Raw genomic sequence first — 23,136 nt, 5'->3', positions numbered from 1 at the left:
AGCGGCCCGTCGGGCGACGGCGGGTGCGGCCCGATCGCGCGACGAAACGCGCCGAGTCCACCCGCGCCCAGCCTATCCGGCGGCCGGGGGGCTTGCCCCGGTTCGGCCCGCTCCGACGTGCCCCTATGCTGGTCGGGTGACATTCGATTCCGACAGCGGGCCGGTCGGCGGTGGAGAATCCCGTACGCCGTCGGTGGTGGACCGTCTCCGTGCGCCCCGCGGCGCACGCATCCCGTTCTCGGTGGAGTTCTCCCCGCCGCGCGACGCCGACGCGGAGGCGCGCCTGTGGCGCGCCGTGCGCGAGTTCGAACGCCTCGGCCCGGCCTTCGTGTCGATGACGTACGGAGCGGGTGGTTCCACCCGGGACCGCACCGTGCGGGTCACCGGCCAGCTGGCGCAGGAAACCACGCTCCTGCCGGTCGCGCACCTGACCGCCGTCGGGCACAGCATCGACGAACTGCGCGCCATGGTCGGTGCCTACGCCGATCGCGGTATCACCAACATCCTCGCGTTGCGAGGTGACCCGCCGGGCAATCCGCTGGGTGAATGGACCCGGCATCCGCAGGGGCTCGAGTACGCGGAGGAACTCGTCCGTTTGGTCCGCGACCTCGGTGACTTCCATGTGGGGGTGGCGTCGTTCCCCGAGGCGCACCACCGCTCCCCGGACCTCGAGCACGACACGCGATATCTCGTCCACAAGCTGCGCGCGGGCGCCGAGTACTCGATCACCCAGATGTTCTTCGACGTCGAGGACTACCTGCGACTGCGGGACCGGGTCGTGGCCTACGATCCGGAGCAGGGAGCCAAACCGATCATCCCGGAGATCATGCCGATCACGTCATTGCGCACGGCGCGGCGCAGCCTCGAGCTGTCCGGGTCGAAGCTGCCGGCCACCCTCGAAGAGCGCCTCGTCCGGGCCGCCGGGAACGGCCCGGAGGAGGACCGTGCCGCCGTGCGGGAAGTGGGCATCGACGTCGCCACCGAGATGGCGGAGCGGCTCATCGCCGAGGGCGCGCCCTGCCTGCACTTCATCACCCTGAACTTCGCGCGGGCCACCCGCGAAGTGCTCGCCCGTCTCGGCATCGCGGTGCCCACGGCGGTCTGACCGGACGCTCGGAGCGGGGCACTCAGGGCAGGGGCACTCAGGGCAGGGGCACTCAGGGCAGGGGCCTGTCCTTCCAGCCGAGCCGGCCGGTGCGTCGCGCACGGAGCGAGTCGATCGCCAGCGCCGCGAACGCGCACACCCCGAACGGGTGGGTGCAGCCGGCCGCCACGTCGGACCGGTCGGGGCTGCCGCGTTCGGTCGCCCGGGCCACGGTCCGGGACACGATCGCCGCGGCGGTGCCCACGACCCCCCAGCGCCGGGCCGGTCCGGGACCGAGAACAACCGCCACGGGCGGCAGCACGTAGGTCACCGCGGCAGCGACGAGCACCGCCGCGGACCCGGCGGGGGAACCGAATGCCGACCACAGCCAACGCGTGTATCCGGCGCGCAGCGGCGCTGCGCCCTCGTACATCCGGCAGGACGCGAGGTTGCCGGCCGCGGCCACCATGGTGCGCCGTCCGGACCGGCGCAGAGCCCGGGCGAGGTCGAGGTCCTCGGTGGGGCTGGCCGCGACGGCGACGTGTCCGCCCACGACGGCGTACGCCGACGCGTCGAACACCAGGAACTGACCACACGAGACCGCCATCGACGGTCGGTTCGAGCGGTGGGACACCGCGATCGGCAGCGTCGCGAACCAGGACCAGAACAGCAGCGGCTGTACGAGGCGTTCGGCGGCGGACCCGGCCTGCTGGAAGGGCCACGGGGTGAGCAGGTGGGCCCGGCGGTCGCGCAGCACGGTCACCGCGGCCGCCACTGCACCCGGGGCCAACCGCACGTCCGCGTCGACGAAGGCGACCACGCCGGACGGATCGGTGGCCGCGTAGGCACGTGCGCACGCCGCGGCCTTGCCCGTCCACCCGGGGGGTGGTGGCGCGGTCGAGCGGATCACCGTGACGCGGGGATCGTCCCCGGCCGCGAGCCGGGCCGCCTCGGTCGTGCCGTCGACCGAGTCGTCGTCGAAGATCACCACCCGCAGCCGGCGCAGACCGCGCTGGGCGCGCAGATCCGCGACGAGCGGGGGCAGGCGACGGGCTTCGTTGCGGGCGGGGACGATCACCGTCACCGGTTCGTCGACGACAGCGCCGGGGGCGAGCCTGGGCAGGGTGAGGCGATTGGCGACAGCCACGGCGGCTCCCAGTGTCGCGGCGACGGCCCCGGCACGGACGACGCCGACCAGCGCCCGCATCGCCTACGACGCCGTCGCGTCGTCGCGAGCTCGCCGCGGGGGAGCGGGGTTGCGGTTCATCCAGGCGAGCGCTCCGATGATCGCCGCGACACCCGTCGTGACACCGGCGACGATGCCTGCCCAGCCGGCGAATCCCCTGGTGTTCGGATCGGCGTAGCGGACCTCGGCGCGCAACGTGCTCACCTCCCCGGCCGGCAGCTTCCACGTGACGATCGAATCGGAGTCACGGTTGCCGTTGGTCGTCGCGACCCGGGCCGGGAACGCGATCGTGATCTGCACGTCGGTGCCCTGGACGGGTACCGACTCGAGGTCGACCTTGCCGTTGACGCTCACCAGGTCGCCGGCGCGCTGCAGCGCGAGCTGGAAGGTGCCCGAGGTCTGGTCCGACATCGACCCCAGCTGTTGCACGTCCCCGAAGCTCAGATCACTGAAGAACACCTGACTACCGACGTACCCGTCCTGGTCGTACTCCTGCACGCGGACCTTGCCGGCGAGCGAGTCGGGAGCCGTCAGTTGCGGTCCCTTGTCGTTCTCGTCGGCGGGGATCGTCGCGGCCACGATCTGCCCGGAGACACGGTCGTCGGCCGAGACCCCCATCGTCGCCTGCACCCGCAGGCACCCGGCGAGGACAGGGACGAGCAGGAGCAGGAGCGCCGCCGCCGCGAGGGACCGGCGGCGGGAGCGGGGCGAGGTGGGCGGCTGCACAGCGACATCGTGCCAGGAGCGGGGGGACGTGTCAGACGCGAGCCCCTACCCCGGCGCGTCGCCGCAGGGACCACAGCAGCGGGACGCCGAGCGTACTCATGACCGCCGCCCCGTAGAGAGCCGAGTACTTCAGCTCGGGTACGCCCAGGAAGACGCTGTGGGCGAGCGCGGACCCGAGCCACGTCCACAGGAACAGCACCAGTGGGACGGTGTCGGTGCCCGGCTGCACCGGTCCGGTCCGGTCGAGCAGATCCAATCCCACGGCCATCAGCGTGGCGACGACGATCCAGCCGAGGTAGTTGGTGAGCGGGATCTGCTCGAGACCGGGCAGGCCGCCGCCGTTGCACCAGCTCCACTGACCGTCGGAGACCATCTGCGGATCGAGGTACAGGTCCCAGCCGACCATCCCCACCGTGGTGAGTGCGATGCGGGTCACCCGCTCGCGGTTCCCGTCCGGCCGCGAGATCCCGCCGCGCCCGGCGAGCAGCGAGGCCACGTACCAGACCGGGTACATCCCCGCCGTCCAGGCGAGCGGCACCACGAGGGGCACGTCGAACAGCGCGGGACCGAGCCGGTCGACGGCGTATGCGTAGCAGCCGTACGGGTACCCGGTCGCCGTGCCCACCACCTCGGAGGCGAAGCCGACACCTGCCGTGATCGCGAAGAATCCGGCGGTCCAGACCGGGCCGCGTCGCGTCGCCGCGTGCGCGAGCCCGGCGGCCGCGAGGAGGGTGACCACGGCGACGGTGACGAGGTCGCGGGCCTGGCCGGAGGTCAGCGGGTAGGCGATCTGCGCGGCGATGGCACCGCCGGCGAGAACGACGGGAAGCCGGTTCATCGACGCCACCGCCCCAGCGCACGGCGCACCGGGCCACCCGCGGAATCGGCGAGCGCGCGCTGCGCGGCAGCGCGTCCGCTCGCGCCGGAGACCCCGCCCCCGGGGTGGGTGGACGCGCCGGTCAGATAGACCCCGTCGGCGCCCGGGACCCGGTGCCCGGACAGCTCCGGCAGCGGCCGCCACATGAACATCTGGTCCAGCGACATCTCCACGTGCATGACATTGCCGCCGAGCAGGCCCAGTTCGCGTTCGATCTCGTGCGGCGTCTGGATGTGCCGGTGCCGGACGGAGCCGGCGAAGCCGGGCGCGAACCGCTCCATCTCGGCGACGATCCGATCCGTCTCCGACTCGGCCAGCGCGGACCACTGCCGGCCGCCGGAGAGCCGGTACGGGTGCCACTGCGACCACAGGGTCACCTGGTGTTCGCCGGGCGGGGCGATCGACGGATCGAGCGCCGTGAAACTCATGGCCAGCACGGCCGGTCGCGGCGGCAGTTCCCCCGCCAGGGCGGCGCCGTGCGCGAGGCGGAGCCGGGCCCGGTCCTCGACGAGCAGCTGCAGACCGCGCACGGTCTCGGCGGCATCGGCGGGACCGCTCGGATACCGGGGCAGCGCGTCGGTCGCCAGGCGTACCACCATGCCGATACCCGGACCGACGCGGATCCGTCGCCGCCACGCGTCGAGGCGGGCGCGGTCGAATCCGCCGCGTTCGAGCAGATCGAACGTGGTCAGCACGTGACAACCGGCGATCACGGCGCGCGCGGTGACGACCCGTCCGGAATCGGTGCGGACCGCCCAGCCGTCCCCGGCGCGGCGGATCTCGGTGACGGCGTCGCCGAGCGCGACGACGCCACCGTCGGACCCGAGACGGGCGGCCAGGGCCTGCGTCAGCGCGCCGCTCCCGCCGATCGCCCGGCCGGGCGGCAGGGTGTGCATCAACGCCGCGACGCCGACCATGGGTGCGGTGCCGGGCTCGGACATCGGGGGCCCGGACTGGGCGCCGAACCAGGCGAGGGCGGCTTTGAGCGGTTCGTCGTCGAAGTACTCGTCGAGGAGGGCGTCGCCGGTGCCGAGGAACTGGCGGGAGAGGTCGCTACCGCCGCTGCCGGTGTCGAGACCCCAGAAGGACGAGAGCAGGTGCCGGCCGGTCGGCGGCGCCGAGAACGAGCGCATCACGCGGGCGCTGCGCGGACCCCACACCGTCACGAAGCGGCGGTAGGCGTCGGCCTCGCGTGGACCGCACGCGGCCTCGACGGATCGGCACGTGCGGTCGAGATCGCGATGGAAGACGATCCCCGGGCGGTCGCTGCCCGCCGGGGCGGGAGCGAACGCCCACGGGTCGCAGTCGACATAGTGCAGGCCGTGCGCGGGCAGATCGAGTTCCTCGACGATGCCGGTGTGCCGGATCATGACGTGCGCCGACGAACCGCGGTCGACCGCGTGCCCCGGGAAGCGTTCCACAGTCGACACGGCGCCGCCGAGTACGGTGTCCCGCTCGAGCACCTCCACGGACCGGCCCGCGCGGGCGAGGTAGCACGCGCTCACCAGGGCGTTGTGCCCGGAACCCACTACGACCGCGTCGATCACCCTGTCCACGCTACGGACCTTCGAGCGGAAGGTCCCGGCCCAGGACGGCGAAGGGACGGGCGTCCCCGGTGAACCGGAAGTGGCGGACGACGTCGCGGAACCCGAATCGCCGGTACAACCGCCAGGCCCTGTTGTCCTCGCCGGGTGCCTCGGGAGTCGACAGCAGCACCGTGCGCTCGGGACGGTCGCTCAGCAGCCGGCGCAGGAGCGCCTCGCCGATACGGTGACCCTGGGCGTCCGGCCGCACGTGCAGCTCGGTCAGTTCGAAGTAGTCGCCGAGGACGGCGTCGATCGTCTCCGGGGGGTAGCCGGCGTGGCGCATCCCGGTCCGCACCTGCTGGTTCCACCACTGGTGTGGTGACCCGCAATAGCCGTAGGCGATCGCGACGAGCGTCGACGGCTCCTCCGGCAGAGCCGCCGCGACGGCCTTCCATCCCGGGCGGGCGGAGTGTTCGGACCACATGGGCGCGCGGTGGTACTCGGTGCCGCGCGGGTATCGCATGGCGGCCACGTAGATGGGCAGCACCTCGGGCAGTCGCGCGCGGAACTCGGCGGCGGAGAGATCGACGACGATCGGTGCCGCGCCCCGCGGGGTCGCATCCGTACTCATGACGGGGACTGGACCGCCTTCCCTTGACTGCGTGTCGGTAGGTGCAGCTATATTGAATACGTCGAACGGATGTTCGATACCGGGGATCCGGTGATGTTCGAGGGAAGCGAACATCACCGGATCGTCGGGGCCGTGACCCGGCCGGTGCCCGGCGGGGTGCAGGGAGGTGTTCGGAATGATGACCGCGGCACGAACCACACAGTCCGCTGCCACACCGTCGGCTGCCACACCGTCGGCTGCCACACCGTCGGGTGCTACCGGTCCGCGGGCCGTCGGCCGTCCGGACTGCGCCGCCCGCCCGGTGTCCTCGCGCGCGGCAACCCTGCTCGACCGCGCGGACGAGTTGCTGTCGGCCGCCGCCGGCACCCCGGAGCCGTCCGAGCGGTTCCATCTGGCGTATCTCGCCGCGCTGCGCGGGGCCGGGGCCGTACTCGCGGGGGCCGAACTGCGGGCGGTCCACCGGCCGGCGCGTCGGCCCCGCACTCGCAACGCGTGGGTGCTCATGGCGCGCGCGGAGCCGGGATTCGCGGTCTGGGCCGACTTCTTCGCCGATCGTTCCGACACGCGCGCGGCGATCGAGGCGGGGGTCACCCGCTCCGTACCTGCCGACGAGGCGAGCCGCTTCTACGACGAGGTGGGCCGTTTCCTCCACGAGGTCGAGGACTACCTGACCGGCGCCGACGACCGCTCGGGGGGCGCAGAACCCGGCTCCGGAGCCGGCCGCCGCAGCGCATGATCGATGCGCGACGCGGCCCGGGTCGTTCGCCGGCCCGGGCCGGGTCCGTCGGCCTCTCGTATGCAGGTCCTTCGGAACCGTGATCGAACTCGAATCCGCAGTTGGTGGTCCCCGCCGGGATGTACTCGTATTATTGAGCCAGGCGGCCGTCAAAGTCGGCCCCCCGTCGATCTGGACCGCAGATCCGGCGGCCACCGTTTAGTGCCGGGGGAGGTACCGTGCCACTCTCCGAGCACGAGCAGCGCATGCTCGAACAGATCGAGAGCGCGCTCTATGCTGAGGATCCCAAGTTCGCCTCTACCGTCCGGGGAAGCCGGATGGGGATGGCGTCCAGTCGGCGTCGGCTCCAGGCCGGCGCGTTGTTCGCACTGGGTTTGGCGTTGCTGATCGCGGGCGTCGCCCTCCCGGTGAAGCCGGGCGGGTTCCCGATCATCAGTCTCGTCGGATTCATCGTCATGTTCGGCGCGGGGGTCCTGCTCCTCCTCGGAGGCAAGCGCGGTCCAGGCGTCGGCGACGGTCCCCGCGGATCAGGTCGCGGTCCCGCGGAAGGTAGATCCCGCGGCGGCCGCAAGTCCGGCGGAGGGTTCAGCAAGAGGATGGAGGACCGCTTCCGTCGGCGTTTCGAGCAGGAGTAGCGCGCAGTACTTCACGCGAGTTCCCATGAACGGCGCGTCCCGGTAACCGGGGCGCGCCGTTCGGCTTCTCCCGGCGCGGCGGCGGGCGGCCCGCCGCCCCCACCGCGCCCGACCGTCGTCCCCCACCTCTCCCCACCGCCCCCTCGCCGCCGTGCCCCACCGCGCCCCACTGCGGCGCCCGGCTCCGGTGAGCGGCCGTCGAGGCCGAGGCGACCAGGGTGTTCTCCCGGGCCCGAGTCCGTCGTCTCGCGGCGGGCCCGAGTCTCCCGCGGCGCGGCGGCACCGGCCTCGTCGTCGTCACCCACTCCGCCCCACCCGCCGTGAACTGCGGACGGTCGGAAAACGGCGCCGCGCGTGGGCGCGTAAGCGGTTGAACGTGGGGGAAAGTGGGGTAGTGTGGGTCGCGGCGGAGGGGTTCCTCCGTCGAGCGAAGGACAGGGTCCGGCCGGGGCGTGGCGGGGGGTGTCGAGTGTTCCTCGGTACCCACACGCCCAAGCTGGACGACAAGGGGCGGCTCACGCTGCCCGCGAAGTACCGAGACGAACTGGCGGGAGGGCTGATGATCACGAAGGGTCAGGACCACAGCCTTTCCGTCTTCCCGCGCGACGAGTTCGCCGCCCTGGCCGAGCGTGCCGCCGCGGCCTCGCGGAGTAATCCGCAGGCCCGCGCGTTCCTTCGGAGCCTGGCGGCGGGAACCGACGAGCAACGTCCCGATGCGCAGGGCCGGATCACCCTGTCCGCGGCCCACCGCAAGTACGCGGGACTCACGAAGGACTGCGTCGTGATCGGTGCCGTCAAACATCTGGAGATCTGGGACGCGGCGGCGTGGGAGCAGTACCTCGCCGAGCACGAGGAAGAATTTTCCGAAGCGAGAGACGAGGCCCTGCACGACATTCTGTGACCGGAACCGCAGCAACGACCGTAGTGCCACCGCGGCGAGTGCCGCGAGGCCTCTGCCCGACAGCGACCCTGACACACTTCCCCAGTGCCAGGTTCGTGAAACGGAACCCTGACGTACTTCCCCAACGCCAGGTTTCCAGTTCGGACAGAGACCTCGATGCATTCGCCGCGGTCGTCTCCGGACCCCGCCGCGACCCCCACCGAAGCCACGATCCGATCGCCCACGAACCGAGCAGGACAACCGGAGGAAGAATGGCGGAGGGGCAGGACGCGGCGGCGATTCCGGAGGCCGCGAGTCCGGAGAGCTTCGGTCATGTCCCCGTTCTGCTCGACCGCGCCGACGAGTTGCTCGGCCCCGCCCTCGAAGCCGCCGGTGCGGGCGCGATCTACGTGGACGCCACCCTCGGTCTCGGCGGACACTCCGAGCACTTCCTGCGCACCTACCCGGGGGCGCACCTGATCGGACTCGATCGCGACCCCGACGCCCTCGCCGTCGCCCGCCGGCGGCTCGCACCGTACGCCGACCGCACGCAGTTCGTGCACACCCGTTACGACGGCATCGCCGACGCCCTCGCCTCCTGCGGACTGGATCGGGTCGGATCCGTCCATGCGATCCTGTTCGACCTCGGCGTGTCCTCGATGCAGCTCGACGAGACCGAGCGGGGCTTCGCCTACTCCCGCGACGCCCCGCTGGACATGCGCATGGACCCCACCACGGGGATGACCGCGGCCGACGTCCTCAACACCTACAGCCACGGCGACCTCGCCCGCATCCTCAGCACCTACGGGGAGGAGCGGTTCGCCGGGAAGATCGCCTCGGAGATCGTGCGCCAGCGGGCGAAGGCGCCGCTGCGCACGAGCGGGGAGCTGGTGGAGTTGCTCTACCGGACCATCCCGGCCGCGTCCCGCCGAACCGGCGGGCATCCCGCCAAGCGCACGTTCCAGGCGCTGCGCGTCGAGGTCAACGGCGAACTCGACTCGCTGCGGGCCGCGATCCCGGACGCCCTGGATGCGCTCGCCGTCGGGGGACGGGTGGTGTTCATGTCGTACCAGTCCCTCGAGGATCGTGTGGTCAAGCAGATCCTCACGCCGCTGACGAAGTCGAAGAGCCCCGAGGGCCTCCCGGTGGAACTTCCGGGTACCGAGCCCGAGCTGCGGGTGCTTACCCGCGGCGCGGAACGGGCGACGGAGCAGGAGATCGAGGCAAACCCGCGTTCGGCGCCGGTGCGCCTGCGTGCCGCGGAACGAATCGCCAGGAGGTACCGATGACCGTACAGGTGGCAGCACCTGCCCGCCGTCCGGCGCGATCGACGGCCGCCCAGCGCGCCTATCAGCGGCGCAGTCGGCGTACGGCACATCTGGCCGCGGAGTCGACGACCCCCGCCCGGGCCCGCCGCAGCGGTCGTGTGGCGGCGCGAATTCCGTTCGTGGCCACCATCATCGCTCTCCTCGGGATCGGCATGGCCGTGACCCTCCTGTTGACCACGCGCGCCGCGGAGGACTCCTACCAGCTCAGCGCCGCGCGCGACTACAACCAGCGCCTCGTCCAGGAGCGCGCCGTCCTGCAGCGCGACGTCCAGGCCGGCAACTCGGCGCCGGTGCTGGCGATGCAGGCCGCGAAGCTCGGCATGATCCCCACCGGTGAGGTCGCCCGGCTCGTCGTCGGGGACGACGGCGGGGTACGGGTGGTGGGAACGCCCGCACCCGCCGAGGGGGCTCCGGCCGCGCCGCTGAACCCGCCGTCCCCCGATGACCGGAACCGGGCGCAGCTTCCACCCCTCGCGGGCAGCGCGGGCAGCGAGAACCCGCGACCGGTGACCCCGTCGGCCGGCGCCGATCGGTCCGCCGCGCCCTCCGGTGCTGCCGGCGGTGAGGCTCCCACCGCGACGACATCCCCGCTCACTCCGCCGTCCGCCGAGTCTGCCCCGGCACCCGAGTCCGCCACGCCGTCGCCCGGCAATGCCGGGGCCGCACCCGGTCAGCCGGAACAATTGGTGCCCGTGACCCCTGCGACGCAAGCCGAGGACGGGCGCCGGTGAGGCGAGGGACCCCACCGTCTTCCCGGCCGGTCCGCGGCCGCCCCGCCCCCTCCCGCCGGCCGATGCCCGTCCGGCGGGCCCGCTCCCGCCGGGTCTCCGGCGGGGCCGACACCACCGGGTTCCGGTTCCGCTACCGGTACGGCCGCGCGGTGATGTTCCTGGCGCTCGGGGTCGCGGCCGCACAACTGCTGTGGGTGCAGGTCGTCCAGGCTCCGCAGTTGACCGCCGAATCGGCCAGCCAGCGCACGACGCGGCTCGTCGAGCCCGCCACCCGCGGCACCATCGCCGACCGGAACGGCAATCCGCTGGCCTACACGATGGAGGCCAAGGCGCTGACGTTCCAGCCCGTGCGGGTGCGGCGGGAACTCGACGAGGCGCGGGCCGAGGACCCGACCCAGCCCGAGACCGACGCGTATCTGGAAGGCGTCGCCGCCGCGATCCACGAGGCGCTGGGCGCGGCCGCTCCCGAGGACGCGATCCTCGACAAGCTGCGCAGCGACGAGACGTTCGTCTATCTGGCGCGAGGCGTCGACCCGGCGGTTGCCACCGCGATCGTCGACGAATACGACCGGGTGGGTCTCGAGCGTCAGGACATCCGGCTGTATCCCGGCGGTGCGCTCGCCGCCAATCTCGTCGGTGCGACCGGCTGGGACGGGCACGGCCTCCTCGGCCTCGAGGACGCCATGGACTCCGTGCTCGCCGGCACCGATGGTTCGTCGACGTACGATCGGGGCTCCGACGGCGCGGTGATCCCCGGCAGCTGGCGCGATCAGCAGCCCGCCGTCGACGGCTCCGCGGTGGAGCTGACCATCGATTCCGACATCCAGTACTACGTGCAGCAGCAGGTTCAGCGGGCCAAGGACCTGTCCGGGGCGAAGAACGCCTCCGCCGTCGTGCTCGACGCCCGGACCGGCGAGGTCGTCGCCATGGCCAACGACGGTACGTTCGACCCCTCGATCGGGGTCGGCAACAACCCGAAGGACGCCGAACTCGGCAACCCCGCCGTCAGCACCCCCTTCGAACCGGGATCGGTGAACAAGATCGTCACCGCCGCCGCCGCGATCGAGGACGGGCTCACCACCCCGGACGAGGTGCTGCAGGTGCCCGGCACGATCCGGATGGCCGGCGTCACCGTCAAGGACGCATGGGACCACGGCGTCGTGCCCTACACCACGACCGGTGTGTTCGGAAAATCCTCCAACGTCGGGACTCTGATGCTCGCCGAACGGGTCGGTGAGGACCGGTTCGCGCAGATGCTCGACCTGTTCGGCCTCGGGCAGCGCACCGACGTGGGCCTGCCCGGCGAGTCCGCCGGCAGCGTGCCCAGTCGCGAGCAGTGGTCCGGTGGCACGTTCGCCAACCTGCCGATCGGGCAGGGTCTGTCCATGACGCTGCTGCAGATGGCCGGGATCTACCAGGCCGTCGCCAACGACGGCGAGCGGATCCCGCCGCGCGTCGTCCGCGCCGTCGTGGCCCCGGACGGCACCCGCACCGAAACACCCCGGCCGGAGCCGGTGCGGGTGGTCAGCCCGCAGACCGCCGCCACGGTGCGCGACATGTTCCGAGCCGTGGTGCAGGACGACACCGGCAATCAGCGCGGCACCGGTACCCCGGCCGCGATCGAGGGCTACCAGGTCTCGGGCAAGACCGGCACCGCCCAGCAGGTCGACCCGGCCTGCAAGTGCTACTCGAACTCGAACTACTGGATCACCTTCGCCGGGATCGCGCCCGCCGACCGTCCCCGCTACGTGATCGGCATCATGCTCGATGCGCCCACCCGCAGCGCCGACGGCAGTGGCGGCCAGTCCGCCGCACCGCTGTTCCACACGATCGCCTCGTGGTTGCTGCAGCGCGAGGGCGTGCCGCTGTCGGCCGACCCGGGCAGCAAACTGATCCTGCAGGTGGACTGAGCCGCGCGGGTGCGGTCGATCGCCGAGCACCTGTCGGCGCCGCCGCCACCCGTCGGTAACCTGACACGTCGGTACCGTGACACCGCGGTCGAGCCCGGGCACATGGCGGCCGCGGGAGTACGAAGAACGGCAGAGACACTGCCGCGGAGCGAGAGGAGCCTGGTGCCTGTGCCGTCGAGTCCGGACCCGTCCCCGCCGGGAGGCGGCCTGAGACCCGAGCATCCACCGGTGACGCCACTCCGCGACCTTGCTGCCGCCGTGGACGCGACCGTCGGCACCGTCGAACCGGGCGTCGCGGCCGCCACGACTCCCGTCGCCGACGTGTCCGTGACCGGGGTCGACCTCCGCGCCCAGGGGGTGCGGCCCGGTGACCTGTTCGCCGCCCTGCCGGGCGCCCGCGCGCACGGCGCCGAGTACGCGGCGGAGGCGCTGGAGCGCGGCGCCGTCGCCGTCCTCACCGACGCCGCCGGCTGCGAACGCCTCGCCGCCGTCGTCACCCGTCCCGTGCCGGTGCTGATCCATCCGGATCCGCGGTCGGTCCTCGGCATCGTCTCCGCCGCCGTCTACGGCGAACCGTCGCAGCACATCCAGGTCGTCGGGATCACCGGCACCTCCGGCAAGACCACCAGCTCCTATCTGGTCGAGGCGGGACTCGCCGCGGCCGGGCGGGTGACCGGCCTGGTGGGCACCATCGAGACCCGGCTCGCCGGCCGGCGCGTACCCAGCGCGCTCACCACCCCCGAGGCTCCGCAACTGCACGCCCTGTTCGCGGCCATGCGCGAGCAGGGCATCGACACCGTGGTGATGGAGGTCTCGAGCCACGCCCTGTCCCTCGGCCGGGTCGCCGGGGTCCGCTTCGCGGTCGGTGCCTTCACGAACCTGTCCCAGGACCACCTCGACTTCCATCGTGACCTCGACGACTACTTCGGCGCGAAGGCCCGGTTGTTCGCGGCGGACTCGCCCGTACGGGCGCACCGCGCCGTCGTGTGCGTCGACGACGAGTGGGGCGTGCGGATGGCGGAGATCGCCCGGGCCGCCCACCCCGCCGAGCCCGACGCCGTGCGCACCGTCGCCACCACCGGCGCGGCCGACTGGACCGCGACGGCGGTGCGCACCGATCCGTCCGGCTCCCAGACGTTCACCCTCACCGGCCCCGACGCCGCCGAGCGGCGCGTTGCGGTGCGCCTGCCCGGCCACTTCAACGTCGCCAACGCCGCCCTCGCCGTCGCGGTGTGCGCGGCCGCCGGGGTCGACGTCGACGCCGCGGCCGCGGGCATCGCCGACGTCGACGTGCCCGGGCGCGTCGAGCGGGTCGACCGCGGTCAGGGATTCCTCGCCGTCGTCGACTACGCGCACAAGCCTGCTGCGCTCGAGGCCGTCGTCGCGACGCTGCGCGGGCGGGCGGGCGGTGGCCGCCTCGCCGTCGTCGTCGGCGCCGGCGGCGACCGGGACCACGGCAAGCGGCCCCTGATGGGTGAGGTCGGAGCCCGGGGAGCGGACCTGCTCGTCGTCACCGACGACAACCCCCGCACCGAGGACCCGGAGGTCATCCGGGCCGCGGTGCTCGCCGGTGCCCGCGCCGTCCCCGACCACCAGCGGGGACAGGTCCGCGAGATCGGCGACCGGGCGGCTGCCATCGAAGCGGCCGTGCGCTGGGCACGTCCGGGCGACATCGTCCTCGTGGCCGGCAAGGGCCACGAGACCGGTCAGGAGATCCACGGGGTCAAGCACCCCTTCGACGACCGCGAGGTGCTCGCCGCGGCCATCGACCGGTTCACCGGCGCAGGTAGCGAGCAGTACGGAGGCACCCGATGATCCCGATGACACTCGCCCGCATCGCGGAGGTGGTCGGCGGGACACTGCACGACGTCGACGACCCGGCCGTCGAGGTGACGGGCACCGTCGAGTTCGACTCCCGCAAGGTCACCCCGCACGGGCTGTTCCTCGCCCTGCCGGGAGCCCGTTCCGACGGGCACGATCACGCCGCCGAGGCGATCGCCGCCGGTGCCGCCGCGGTGCTCGCCGCCCGGCCGGTGGGTGTGCCCGCCGTCGTGGTGCCGCCGGTGCCGCCGGTCGAGACCAACTCGCTGGCTTTCGAGCACGACGCCGACGGTTCCGGCGCCGCGGTGCTCGCCGCGCTGGGTGCCCTCGCCCGCGCCGCGGTCGACGAACTCACCGCGGCCGGACTGACCGTCGTCGGCGTCACCGGCTCCGCCGGCAAGACCTCCACGAAGGACCTGCTCGCGGCGGTGCTCGCGCCGCTCGGTCCCGTCGTCGCACCGCCCGGCTCCTTCAACAACGAACTCGGACATCCGTGGACGGCGCTGCGCGCGACCCCCGACACCCGGTTCCTGGTCCTGGAGATGTCGGCGCGCGGACCCGGGCACATCGCGGCCCTCGCTACCGTCGCCCCGCCACGGATCGGGGCGGTACTCAACGTCGGCACCGCCCACCTGGGGGAATTCGGTTCCCGGGAGGTCATCGCGCGGACGAAGGGCGAGCTCGTCGAAGCCCTGCCGCCCGCCGCGGAGGGCGGCGTGGCGATCCTCAACGCCGACGATCCGCTGGTCGCCGCGATGGCGCCCCGCACCCGTGCCCGCGTCGTGTTCGTCGGCAGCGACCCGGCCGCGCACGTCCGGGCGACCGACGTCCACCTCGACGAGCACGCCCGGCCCACGTTCACCCTGGTCGTGCGCGACGGCGACACCGAGCGCCGCGCCGCAGTCACCCTCGCGGTGCACGGCGAGCACCACATCGGCAACGCCCTCGCGGCCGCGGCCGTCGCCCTCGAGTGCGGCGCCACCCTCGAGCAGGTCGCGACCGCGCTCGGCGGCGCCGGCGCGGTGTCGGCGCACCGCATGGACGTGCGCACCCGCGCCGACGGCGTCACCGTCGTCGACGACGCCTACAACGCGAACCCCGATTCGATGCGCGCGGCGCTCAAGGCGCTGGTGACGATGGCGCGCGCGGGCGAGAGCCCGCGCCGGACCTGGGCGGTGCTGGGGGAGATGGGTGAACTCGGGGACGAGTCGGTCGTCGAGCACGACGCGATCGGCCGGCTCGCGGTGCGCCTGGACGTCACCCGCATCGTCGCGGTCGGCGCGACGCGTCCGGTCCGCGGTCTCTACCAGGGTGCGGTGATGGAAGGATCCTGGGGCGACGAGGCGACCCACGTCCCCGACGCCGACGCGGCGATCGCGCTCCTCGAGCGCGAACTGCAGCCCGGCGACCTGGTGCTGGTCAAGGCCTCGCAGTCCGTCCGGCTGTGGACGGTGGCGGAGGCGATCCTCGCAGGATCGGTGGGCACGGCAGGAACGGAAACGGAGGCCGCACGGTGAGACAGATCCTCTTCGCCGCGGGAATCGCACTGGCGGTGTCGATCCTGCTGACGCCGGTGCTGATCAAGGCGTTCTCGCGGCAGGGATTCGGCCAGGAGATCCGCGTCGAGGGACCGCAGAGCCATCAGTCCAAGCGCGGCACCCCGACGATGGGCGGCGTGGCGATCCTCGCCGGCCTGTGGGCCGGCTACTTCGGCGCGCACGCCATCGGCCTGGCCTACGAGGGCGCGGAGGGACCGTCGGCCTCGGGCCTGCTCGTGCTGGGTCTGACCACCGCGCTCGGCGGCGTCGGCTTCCTCGACGACTTCATCAAGATCCGCAAGCAGCGCAACCTGGGCCTGAACAAGACCGCCAAACTGGTCGGCCAGCTCGTCGCCGCCGTCGCCTTCGGCATCCTCGCCCTGCAGTTCCGCAACGGCGACGGGCTCACCCCCGGCAGCACCCACCTGTCCTACGTGCGCGACATCGCCACGGTCTCGATGGGTGCGGTGGTGTTCATCCTCTTCGTGTACCTGCTCGTGAGCGCGTGGTCCAATGCCGTCAACCTCACCGACGGCCTCGACGGCCTCGCCGCGGGATCGATGAGCCTGGTACTCGGCGCCTACGTGATCATCACGTTCTGGCAGTACCGCAACTCGTGCGTCGCCGACCCCGGCAAGGGCTGCTACGACGTACGGGACCCGCTCGACCTGGCGTTGCTGTGCGCCGCCGGCGCCGCCGCGTGCATCGGTTTCCTGTGGTGGAACGCCGCCCCCGCGAAGATCTTCATGGGGGACACCGGCTCGCTCGCCCTCGGCGGCATGCTCGCGGGTCTGTCCGTCACGACGCGCACCGAGCTGCTGATGGTCGTCATCGGTGCCCTGTTCGTCGCCGAGGCGGCGTCCGTGGTCATTCAGGTTGCGGTGTTCCGGTCCAGCCGGCGTCGCGTGTTCCGGATGGCGCCGTTCCATCACCACTTCGAACTCGGCGGCTGGGCCGAGACGACGGTGATCATCCGGTTCTGGTTGCTCGCGGCCATCGCCTCGGCCATCGGCATGGCCCTGTTCTACAGCGAATACCTAGCGGCGATCGGGGACTGACACCGTGACTGACGAACTGCGCCGCCAAGACCTCGACCGGCTCCGCGGCGCCCGCGTGCTCGTCGCCGGGGGCGGGATGTCCGGCCGCGCCACCCTCGGGCCCCTCGCGGACCTCGGCGCGGCGGTGACCGTGGCCGACCGCGACCCGCAGGCCCTCGCGCGCTGCCGCGAACTCGGTGCCGACACCGTCGATCTCGACGACCTCGTCGCGGACGCCTCGTCGCTGCATGCATACGCCCTGGTCGTGACCAGCCCCGGCTTCGCGCCGGACGCACCGCTGCTCTCGCACGCCGCGGGGGCGGCCGTGCCGATCTGGGGGGACATCGAACTGTCCTGGCGCATCGACCAGGCCGAGATCTACGGCCCGCCGCGGCGCTGGCTCGTCGTCACCGGCACCAACGGCAAGACCACGACGACGATGATGCTGCAGTCGATTCTCGAGGCTTCGGGGCTCGCGTCCGTGGCGTGCGGCAACATCGGCCTGCCCGTGCTCGACGCGCTGCGCCGCACAGAACCCCGCGCCGACGTCCTCGCCGTCGAACTGTCGTCGTTCCAGCTGCACTGGGCGCCGTCGGTGCGGCCCGAGGCCGGCGTGATCCTCAACATCGCCGAGGACCACCTGGACTGGCACGGCGGGATGGCGGGCTACATCGACGCCAAGGCGCGAGCGCTGGCCGGCACCGTCGGCGTGCTCGGCCTCGACGATCCGATCGCCGAGAGCCTGCGCGACCGGTCGCGGGCCGTCGTCACGGTCGGCTTCACCCTCGGCTACCCGCAGGCCGGTGAGCTCGGCATCAGTGGCGACGTTCTGGTCGACCGCGCGTTCGCCGACTCCGCAGTGCTCGCTGCGGTCGCCGACGTGACCCCGGCCGGGCCCGCCGGCCTGTCCGACGCGCTCGCCGCCGCGGCACTGGCCCGGGCGATCGACGTCCCCGCCTCCGCCGTGCACGACGGTCTGCGCCGGCACCGCGTCGGACCGCACCGCGCCGCCCCCGTCGGCACCGTCGACGGCGTGGCGTACATCGACGATTCGAAGGCCACCAATCCGCACGCGGCGCGCACGTCGCTGCTCGCCCACGACCGGGTGGTATGGGTCGCCGGCGGCCTGCTCAAGGGCGCCCACGTCGACGACCTGGTGGCGGAGGTCGCCCCCCGTCTCGCCGGGGTGGTGCTGCTCGGCCGGGACGCCGACCGCATCGCCGACGCGCTCGCGCGACACGCCCCCGACGTCCCCGTGGTCGTCCTCGACACGCGCGACGATGGACCGATGAGCACGAGCGAACCGGGGACGGTCCCGACTACGGCACGCCGGGTGGCGCTCGCGGGTGTGGACGGGCCCGAGGCCATGCGGACCGCGGTGCGCGAGGCGGCGTCGCTGGCGACGGCGGGGGACACCGTGCTGCTGGCGCCGGCCGCGGCGTCGCTGGACATGTTCGCCGACTACGCGCAGCGTGGTCGCGCGTTCGCCGCCGCGGTCGAGCAACTGCGCGGGGGCGGGACGCGGCGGTGAACGCGCCGCAGCCCGCCGACGGGGCGGCGCGGAACCGGGTCGGGCTGTGGCTGGCCCGGCCCCTGGCCTCGTTCCACCTGGTCGTCACGATCGCGGTGCTGCTCACCGTGCTGGGCCTGGTGATGGTCCTGTCGTCGTCGAGTGTCGAGGCCGTCGCCACGAACGGTTCGGCCTACGGCCTGTTCACCTCGCAGGCGATCTTCGCGGCTCTCGGCCTGGTCATCTTCTACCTCGCCCTGATCGTTCCGGTGCGGGTGCTGCGCCGGTTCTCGTTCCCGGCGTTCGCGGTCACCGTCGTGCTGCTGGTCCTGGTGCTCATCCCCGGCATCGGCACGGAGTCGCAGGGCACCCGCGGGTGGTTCGTCGTCGCCGGCGTGTCGCTGCAGCCCTCCGAGCTGGCCAAGATCGCCATCGCCGTGTGGGGTGCGCACCTGCTCGCGTCGCGCCGCGCGGAGCGCTCCAGCACCCGCGAGATGATGATTCCGTTGGTCCCGGCCACCCTCGTGGTCACCCTGCTGATCATCCTCCAGCCGGACCTGGGCACCACCGTCTCGCTCGCGATCATCGTCCTGGCGCTGCTCTGGTTCGCGGGTCTGCGGCTGCGGGTGTTCCTGACGATCGTCGGTACCGCCGCCGGGCTCGCGGTGCTCCTCGCCCTGACCGCCGGGTACCGGTCCGCACGTGTACGGGCCTTCTTCAACCCCGGCGCGGACCCCCAGGGCATCGGCTACCAGGCACGCCAGGCGAAGTTCTCCCTGGCCGACGGCGGATTCTGGGGCCGCGGGCTCGGACAGAGCCGCGCCAAGTGGAGCTACCTGCCCAACGCCCACAACGACTTCATCTTCGCCATCATCGGTGAAGAGCTCGGTTTCCTCGGCGGCCTGGCCGTGATCGGCCTGTTCGGTCTGTTCGCGTACGCCGGCCTGCGGATCTCGCTGCGCTCGGTCGATCCGTTCCTGCGGTTGCTCACCGCCACCGCCACCACCTGGATCATCGGACAGGCGTTCATCAACATCGGCTACGTCGTCGGACTGCTGCCCGTGACCGGACTGCAGCTTCCGCTGGTCTCGGCCGGCGGCACCTCCACTGCGACGACGCTGCTGATGTTCGGTCTGATCGCCAACGCGGCCCGGCACGAACCGGAGGCCGTCGCCGCCCTGCACGCCGGGCAGGACGGCCGCTTCGGACGGCTGCTGCGGCTGCCGAAACCGGAGCAGTACACCCCGGCGCGCGGCGAGGCCGTGCGACTCGACCGGCGTGCCGATCCCGCCCGGGCCGAGCCGCGCCGGGCCGGCGCCGAGCGGGGCAGCGGCACGGCGGTCCGCAAGCGGCCGGCCCCACCGGAACGCGCATCTCACGAACGCGCGCGCGGGCGCACGACACAGTCCGCGACGCCGCGGGACCAGGCCCCTCGCCGGGCGAGACGCCCGGCGCGCACGACCGACAGCAGAGACGGACGAACCGGAGAGCGAGGAAACCGTAGGTGAGCGGCGAGCAGTCTGCCCTGTCCGTGGTGGTGGCCGGGGGCGGTACCGCCGGGCACATCGAGCCGGCCCTCGCGGTCGCCGACGCGATCCGCGAGTTGGTGCCGACCGCGACGATCACCGCGCTGGGCACCGAACGGGGACTGGAGACCACCCTCGTGCCGCAGCGCGGCTATCCCCTCGAACTGGTCCCCCCGGTGCCGCTGCCCCGCAAGCTCACCGCCGACCTGGCCCGACTGCCGGCGCGGGTCCTCGCCTCGGTTCGCCGGACCCGCGAGGTGCTCGACCACGTGCACGCCGACGTCGTCGTCGGATTCGGCGGCTACGTGGCGCTGCCCGCGTACCTGGCCGCCGGTGCCGGGCCGCTGCGCCGTCGGCGCCGCATCCCCGTCGTCGTCCACGAAGCCAACGCCCGCGCCGGTATCGCCAACAAGATCGGGGCTGTGCGCGCGGCCCGCGTCCTGGCCGCGGTCCCGGGGTCGGGCATCGTGCGCCGCGGCGAGGCCGAGATCGTCGGCATCCCCGTCCGGTCGTCCATCACGGGGCTGGACCGCGCCGCGCTGCGCGCCCGGGCCCGGGCCCACTTCGGGCTGCCCCCGGACGGGCCGGTGCTCCTGGTGTTCGGCGGTTCGCAGGGCGCCCGCTCGCTCAACGAGGCCGTCTCGGGTGCCGCCGGGCAGCTCGCCGCCGCGGGCATCGCCGTGCTGCACGCCCACGGCCCCAAGAACACCGTCGACGTGCCGGCACGTCCCGAGCACGACCGTTGTCCCTACGTCGCGGTGCCCTACCTGACACGGATGGACCTGGCGTACTCCGCTGCTGACGCGGTGATCTGCCGCTCCGGTGCGATGACCGTCGCCGAGGTGTCCGCGGTGGGGTTGCCGGCGGTGTACGTGCCGTTGCCGCACGGCAACGGAGAGCAGGAACTCAACGCCCGGCCGGTGGTGGCGGTCGGAGGTGGGATGATCGTGGCGGACGAGGAACTGACCCCGGCGTTCGTGGCCGACACGGTGATCCCGCTGTTGCGTGACGCCACCCGCCTGGCCGAGATGGGACGGCGGGCGGCAGGAGCGGGCCACCGCAGCGCCGCCGCCGAGGTGGCGCGGATCGTGCTGGACGTCGCAGGCGTGGAAGCGAACAGGAGTGATCGATGAGCGAGCAGCTGCCCCCGGAGCTCGAGCGGGTGCACATGGTAGGCATCGGCGGGGCCGGGATGTCCGGCATCGCCCGGATCCTGCTCGCTCGCGGCGGGAAGGTCTCCGGATCGGACGCGAAGGAGAGCCGCGGCGTGCTGGCGTTGCGTGCGCGCGGCGCCTCGGTGCGCATCGGACACGACGCAAGCGCGCTGGACCTGCTCGAGGGCGGCCCCACCGCCGTGGTGACGACGCACGCCGCGATCCCCCAGGACAATCCCGAGCTGGTCGCCGCCCGCGAACGCGGTGTTCCCGTCCTGTTGCGCCCGGCGGTGCTGGCCGCACTGATGCGCGGGCACCGCACCTTCCTGGTCGCCGGCACGCACGGCAAGACGTCGACGACCTCGATGCTGGTGGTGACTCTGCAGCACTGCGGCTTCGACCCGTCCTTCGCCGTGGGCGGCGAACTCAACGAGTCGGGCACCAACGCGCACCACGGCAGCGGGGACGTGTTCGTCGCCGAGGCCGACGAGAGCGACGGTTCGCTCCTCCAGTACGACCCCGACGTGGTGATCGTGACCAACATCGAGGCCGACCACCTCGACTTCTTCGGCACCGAAGAGGCGTACGTGCAGGTGTTCGACGACTTCGTCGACCGTATCGCCCCCGGTGGGCTGCTCGTGACCTGCCTCGACGACCCCGGCTCGGCCGCCCTGGCGCGACGCGCGACGGCCCGTCGCCCGGACGACCTGCGCGTCACCGGATACGGCACGGCGGCGGCGACCGGTGACGGCGCCGAGGTCGACGGGGTGCGGGTGGGGGTGCGTCTGCTCAACTGGGAGGCCAAGGACGTCGGGGGAGTGGCCGAGTTCCACCTGGCCGACGAGGCGGCACCGCGCACGGTGCGGCTGTCCGTTCCCGGCCGGCACATGGCGCTCAACGCGCTCGCCGCACTGCTCGCCTCCCTCGAGGCGGGCGCCCCGGTCGAGGAGGCGGTCGAGGGTCTGGCCGGTTTCGGCGGGGTGCATCGGCGATTCCAGTACAGCGGCCGCGAACACGGCGTGCGGGTGTTCGACGACTACGCCCACCATCCCACCGAGGTCCGCGCGGTTCTCGCCGCGGCCGCGGAGCTGGTCGCCGGCGAGCCGGTCCGCTACACCGAGACGGGCACCGAGCGGCCGCGCGTGATCGTCGTCTTCCAGCCACACCTGTACTCGCGCACCGAGACCTTCGCGACCGAGTTCGGCGCGGCCCTCGACCTCGCCGACGAGGTCGTGGTCCTGGACGTCTACGGGGCGCGCGAGAAGCCGCGACCGGGCGTGAGCGGTGCCCTCGTCGCGCAGTCGGTGTCCAGGCCCGTGCACTACCAGCCGGATCTGTCCCTCGTGCCGCGCCAGGTCGCGCGACTGAGCCGTCCCGGCGACGTCGTGATCACCATGGGTGCCGGGGACGTGACCATGCTCGGGCGCCAGATTCTCGATGCCCTGCGCAGCAAGCCCGGCCGGCTGCGGCCGGGAGCTGCCGCCGGACCGGGACCGGTCGGTCCGTGACGCCCGCCGCCACCACCCGCATCCGCCCTCGCGGGGCGGCGCGGCCCGCGCGACGGCCGTCGGGCCGGTCCGTGCGGGTGCGGACGGTGCTGATCGGTGCGGCGGTGGTGGCGGCGGTACTCGGCCTGATCGGCATCGCGTGGCTGTCGCCGCTGCTGTCCGTGCGGACCGTCGAGGTCGTGGGGGCGACGGCGATCCCGCAGGAGGACGTGCTGGCCCGTCTCGAACTCGCGGAGGGCACACCGCTGCTGCAGGTCGACACGGCGGCGGCGGCGCAACGGGTCGCGGCGCTGCCGCGGGCCGCGTCCGTACGGGTCCAGCGCGTCTACCCCTCCACCGTGCGGGTCACGGTGACCGAGCGGGAGGCAGTGGTGTTCGTCGACGCGCCCGACGGCACGCACTCGCTCGACGCCGACGGGGTGGACTTCGCGGTCGAGCCGCCGCCCATGCTGACCCCACGCCTGGTCACCCCCGCCCCCGGTCCCGGCGACCCGGCGACGGCCGCGGCGATCGAGGTGCTCGCGGCGCTGCCGCCCGAGCTGCGTGTGCAGGTGGGGGAGGTGAACGCTCCGTCGGCATCCGAGGTCTCGCTCACCCTGCACGACGGCCGGGTCGTGGTGTGGGGCACGGTGGACCGCTCGGATCGCAAGGCCCGGGTGGTGCTGCCGCTGCTCACCCAGCCGGGGCAGACCTACGACGTGGCGGCGCCCGACCTGCCGACGGTGCGATGACGACGCGGACGGCGATCGCGGCCCCAGGACGAAAATCATGCGCGCCGTCGGCGCGCCTGCT

General features: G+C 72.9%; 20 protein-coding genes. 15 read left to right on the top strand and 5 right to left on the bottom strand.

Annotated features, from left to right (window positions below):
- Positions 1–136 precede the first annotated feature (136 nt).
- Positions 137–1,105 (top strand): methylenetetrahydrofolate reductase [NAD(P)H], encoded by a 969-nt coding sequence (gene metF, locus QNA09_RS13105; protein WP_172603580.1) that lies wholly within the window; start codon positions 137–139, stop codon positions 1,103–1,105.
- Positions 1,106–1,157: 52 nt separating this feature from the next.
- Here the strand turns inward: metF and QNA09_RS13100 are convergent, their stop codons facing one another.
- From QNA09_RS13100 to QNA09_RS13080, 5 genes are read right to left on the bottom strand one after another with little or no spacing between them, the layout of a single operon-like run.
- Positions 1,158–2,291, bottom strand: coding sequence for a glycosyltransferase family 2 protein (locus QNA09_RS13100; protein ID WP_140188663.1), 1,134 nt, complete (start codon positions 2,289–2,291; stop codon positions 1,158–1,160).
- A gap of 3 nt (positions 2,292–2,294) precedes the next feature.
- Positions 2,295–2,996, bottom strand: a complete 702-nt coding sequence (locus tag QNA09_RS13095; RefSeq protein WP_010594375.1) for a DUF3153 domain-containing protein — start codon at positions 2,994–2,996, stop codon at positions 2,295–2,297.
- A gap of 31 nt (positions 2,997–3,027) precedes the next feature.
- Positions 3,028–3,834, bottom strand: coding sequence for a carotenoid biosynthesis protein (locus tag QNA09_RS13090; RefSeq protein ID WP_010594376.1), 807 nt, complete (start codon positions 3,832–3,834; stop codon positions 3,028–3,030).
- Positions 3,831–5,420, bottom strand: coding sequence for an NAD(P)/FAD-dependent oxidoreductase (locus tag QNA09_RS13085; protein WP_048771139.1), 1,590 nt, complete (start codon positions 5,418–5,420; stop codon positions 3,831–3,833). Before QNA09_RS13085 ends, QNA09_RS13090 begins: the two co-directional genes overlap by 4 nt.
- Before the next feature lie 10 nt (positions 5,421–5,430).
- Positions 5,431–6,030 (bottom strand): N-acetyltransferase, encoded by a 600-nt coding sequence (locus tag QNA09_RS13080; protein WP_010594378.1) that lies wholly within the window; start codon positions 6,028–6,030, stop codon positions 5,431–5,433.
- A 175-nt stretch (positions 6,031–6,205) separates the two neighbouring features.
- On the opposite strand from QNA09_RS13080, the gene QNA09_RS13075 reads away from it, so the two are divergent.
- The 14 genes from QNA09_RS13075 (at position 6,206) to QNA09_RS13010 (ending at position 23,075) form a co-directional block, all read left to right on the top strand.
- Positions 6,206–6,766, top strand: coding sequence for an SAV_6107 family HEPN domain-containing protein (locus QNA09_RS13075; protein ID WP_072786379.1), 561 nt, complete (start codon positions 6,206–6,208; stop codon positions 6,764–6,766).
- 218 nt (positions 6,767–6,984) lie between these two features.
- Positions 6,985–7,401: a DUF3040 domain-containing protein gene (locus QNA09_RS13070; protein WP_010594380.1), complete on the top strand. Its 417-nt coding sequence runs from the start codon at positions 6,985–6,987 to the stop codon at positions 7,399–7,401.
- 469 nt (positions 7,402–7,870) lie between these two features.
- On the top strand, positions 7,871–8,302 hold the full coding sequence (mraZ, locus tag QNA09_RS13065; RefSeq protein WP_010594381.1) for a division/cell wall cluster transcriptional repressor MraZ: 432 nt from the start codon (positions 7,871–7,873) through the stop codon (positions 8,300–8,302).
- Between the two features lie 251 nt (positions 8,303–8,553).
- On the top strand, positions 8,554–9,570 hold the full coding sequence (gene rsmH / locus QNA09_RS13060; RefSeq protein ID WP_010594382.1) for a 16S rRNA (cytosine(1402)-N(4))-methyltransferase RsmH: 1,017 nt from the start codon (positions 8,554–8,556) through the stop codon (positions 9,568–9,570).
- Positions 9,567–10,340: a hypothetical protein gene (locus QNA09_RS13055; RefSeq protein WP_272912169.1), complete on the top strand. Its 774-nt coding sequence runs from the start codon at positions 9,567–9,569 to the stop codon at positions 10,338–10,340. Before rsmH ends, QNA09_RS13055 begins: the two co-directional genes overlap by 4 nt.
- A 62-nt stretch (positions 10,341–10,402) precedes the next feature.
- Positions 10,403–12,250 carry a penicillin-binding protein 2 gene (locus QNA09_RS13050; RefSeq protein WP_010594384.1) on the top strand — a complete coding sequence of 616 codons (1,848 nt, stop codon included), beginning with the start codon at positions 10,403–10,405 and terminating at the stop codon, positions 12,248–12,250.
- A gap of 228 nt (positions 12,251–12,478) precedes the next feature.
- A complete protein-coding gene (locus QNA09_RS13045) occupies positions 12,479–14,065 on the top strand; it encodes a UDP-N-acetylmuramoyl-L-alanyl-D-glutamate--2,6-diaminopimelate ligase (protein ID WP_228287195.1) in 1,587 nt (528 codons plus the stop codon).
- Entirely contained in the window at positions 14,062–15,588 is a 1,527-nt protein-coding gene (gene murF / locus QNA09_RS13040; RefSeq protein WP_010594386.1) for a UDP-N-acetylmuramoyl-tripeptide--D-alanyl-D-alanine ligase, read from the top strand. Before QNA09_RS13045 ends, murF begins: the two co-directional genes overlap by 4 nt.
- Positions 15,585–16,667 carry a phospho-N-acetylmuramoyl-pentapeptide-transferase gene (mraY, locus tag QNA09_RS13035; protein WP_003934158.1) on the top strand — a complete coding sequence of 361 codons (1,083 nt, stop codon included), beginning with the start codon at positions 15,585–15,587 and terminating at the stop codon, positions 16,665–16,667. The genes murF and mraY overlap by 4 nt, the downstream gene beginning before the upstream one ends.
- A gap of 4 nt (positions 16,668–16,671) precedes the next feature.
- Entirely contained in the window at positions 16,672–18,177 is a 1,506-nt protein-coding gene (gene murD / locus QNA09_RS13030) for a UDP-N-acetylmuramoyl-L-alanine--D-glutamate ligase (RefSeq protein WP_119699847.1), read from the top strand.
- Positions 18,174–19,664 carry a putative lipid II flippase FtsW gene (gene ftsW / locus QNA09_RS13025; protein ID WP_010594388.1) on the top strand — a complete coding sequence of 497 codons (1,491 nt, stop codon included), beginning with the start codon at positions 18,174–18,176 and terminating at the stop codon, positions 19,662–19,664. The genes murD and ftsW overlap by 4 nt, the downstream gene beginning before the upstream one ends.
- The gene (gene murG, locus QNA09_RS13020) at positions 19,661–20,815 is read left to right on the top strand and encodes an undecaprenyldiphospho-muramoylpentapeptide beta-N-acetylglucosaminyltransferase (RefSeq protein ID WP_165276431.1); all 1,155 of its coding nucleotides are present in this window, start codon (positions 19,661–19,663) and stop codon (positions 20,813–20,815) included. The genes ftsW and murG overlap by 4 nt, the downstream gene beginning before the upstream one ends.
- Positions 20,812–22,344 (top strand): UDP-N-acetylmuramate--L-alanine ligase, encoded by a 1,533-nt coding sequence (gene murC, locus QNA09_RS13015; RefSeq protein WP_048770986.1) that lies wholly within the window; start codon positions 20,812–20,814, stop codon positions 22,342–22,344. Before murG ends, murC begins: the two co-directional genes overlap by 4 nt.
- Positions 22,341–23,075, top strand: coding sequence for a cell division protein FtsQ/DivIB (locus QNA09_RS13010; protein ID WP_017681762.1), 735 nt, complete (start codon positions 22,341–22,343; stop codon positions 23,073–23,075). Before murC ends, QNA09_RS13010 begins: the two co-directional genes overlap by 4 nt.
- Positions 23,076–23,136: the final 61 nt, after the last annotated feature.

It is taken from the genome of Rhodococcus sp. AH-ZY2 (genome assembly GCF_030916465.1).
GTDB lineage: Bacteria > Actinomycetota > Actinomycetes > Mycobacteriales > Mycobacteriaceae > Rhodococcus > Rhodococcus ruber.
This window is presented reverse-complemented; position numbering and strand designations above follow the sequence as displayed.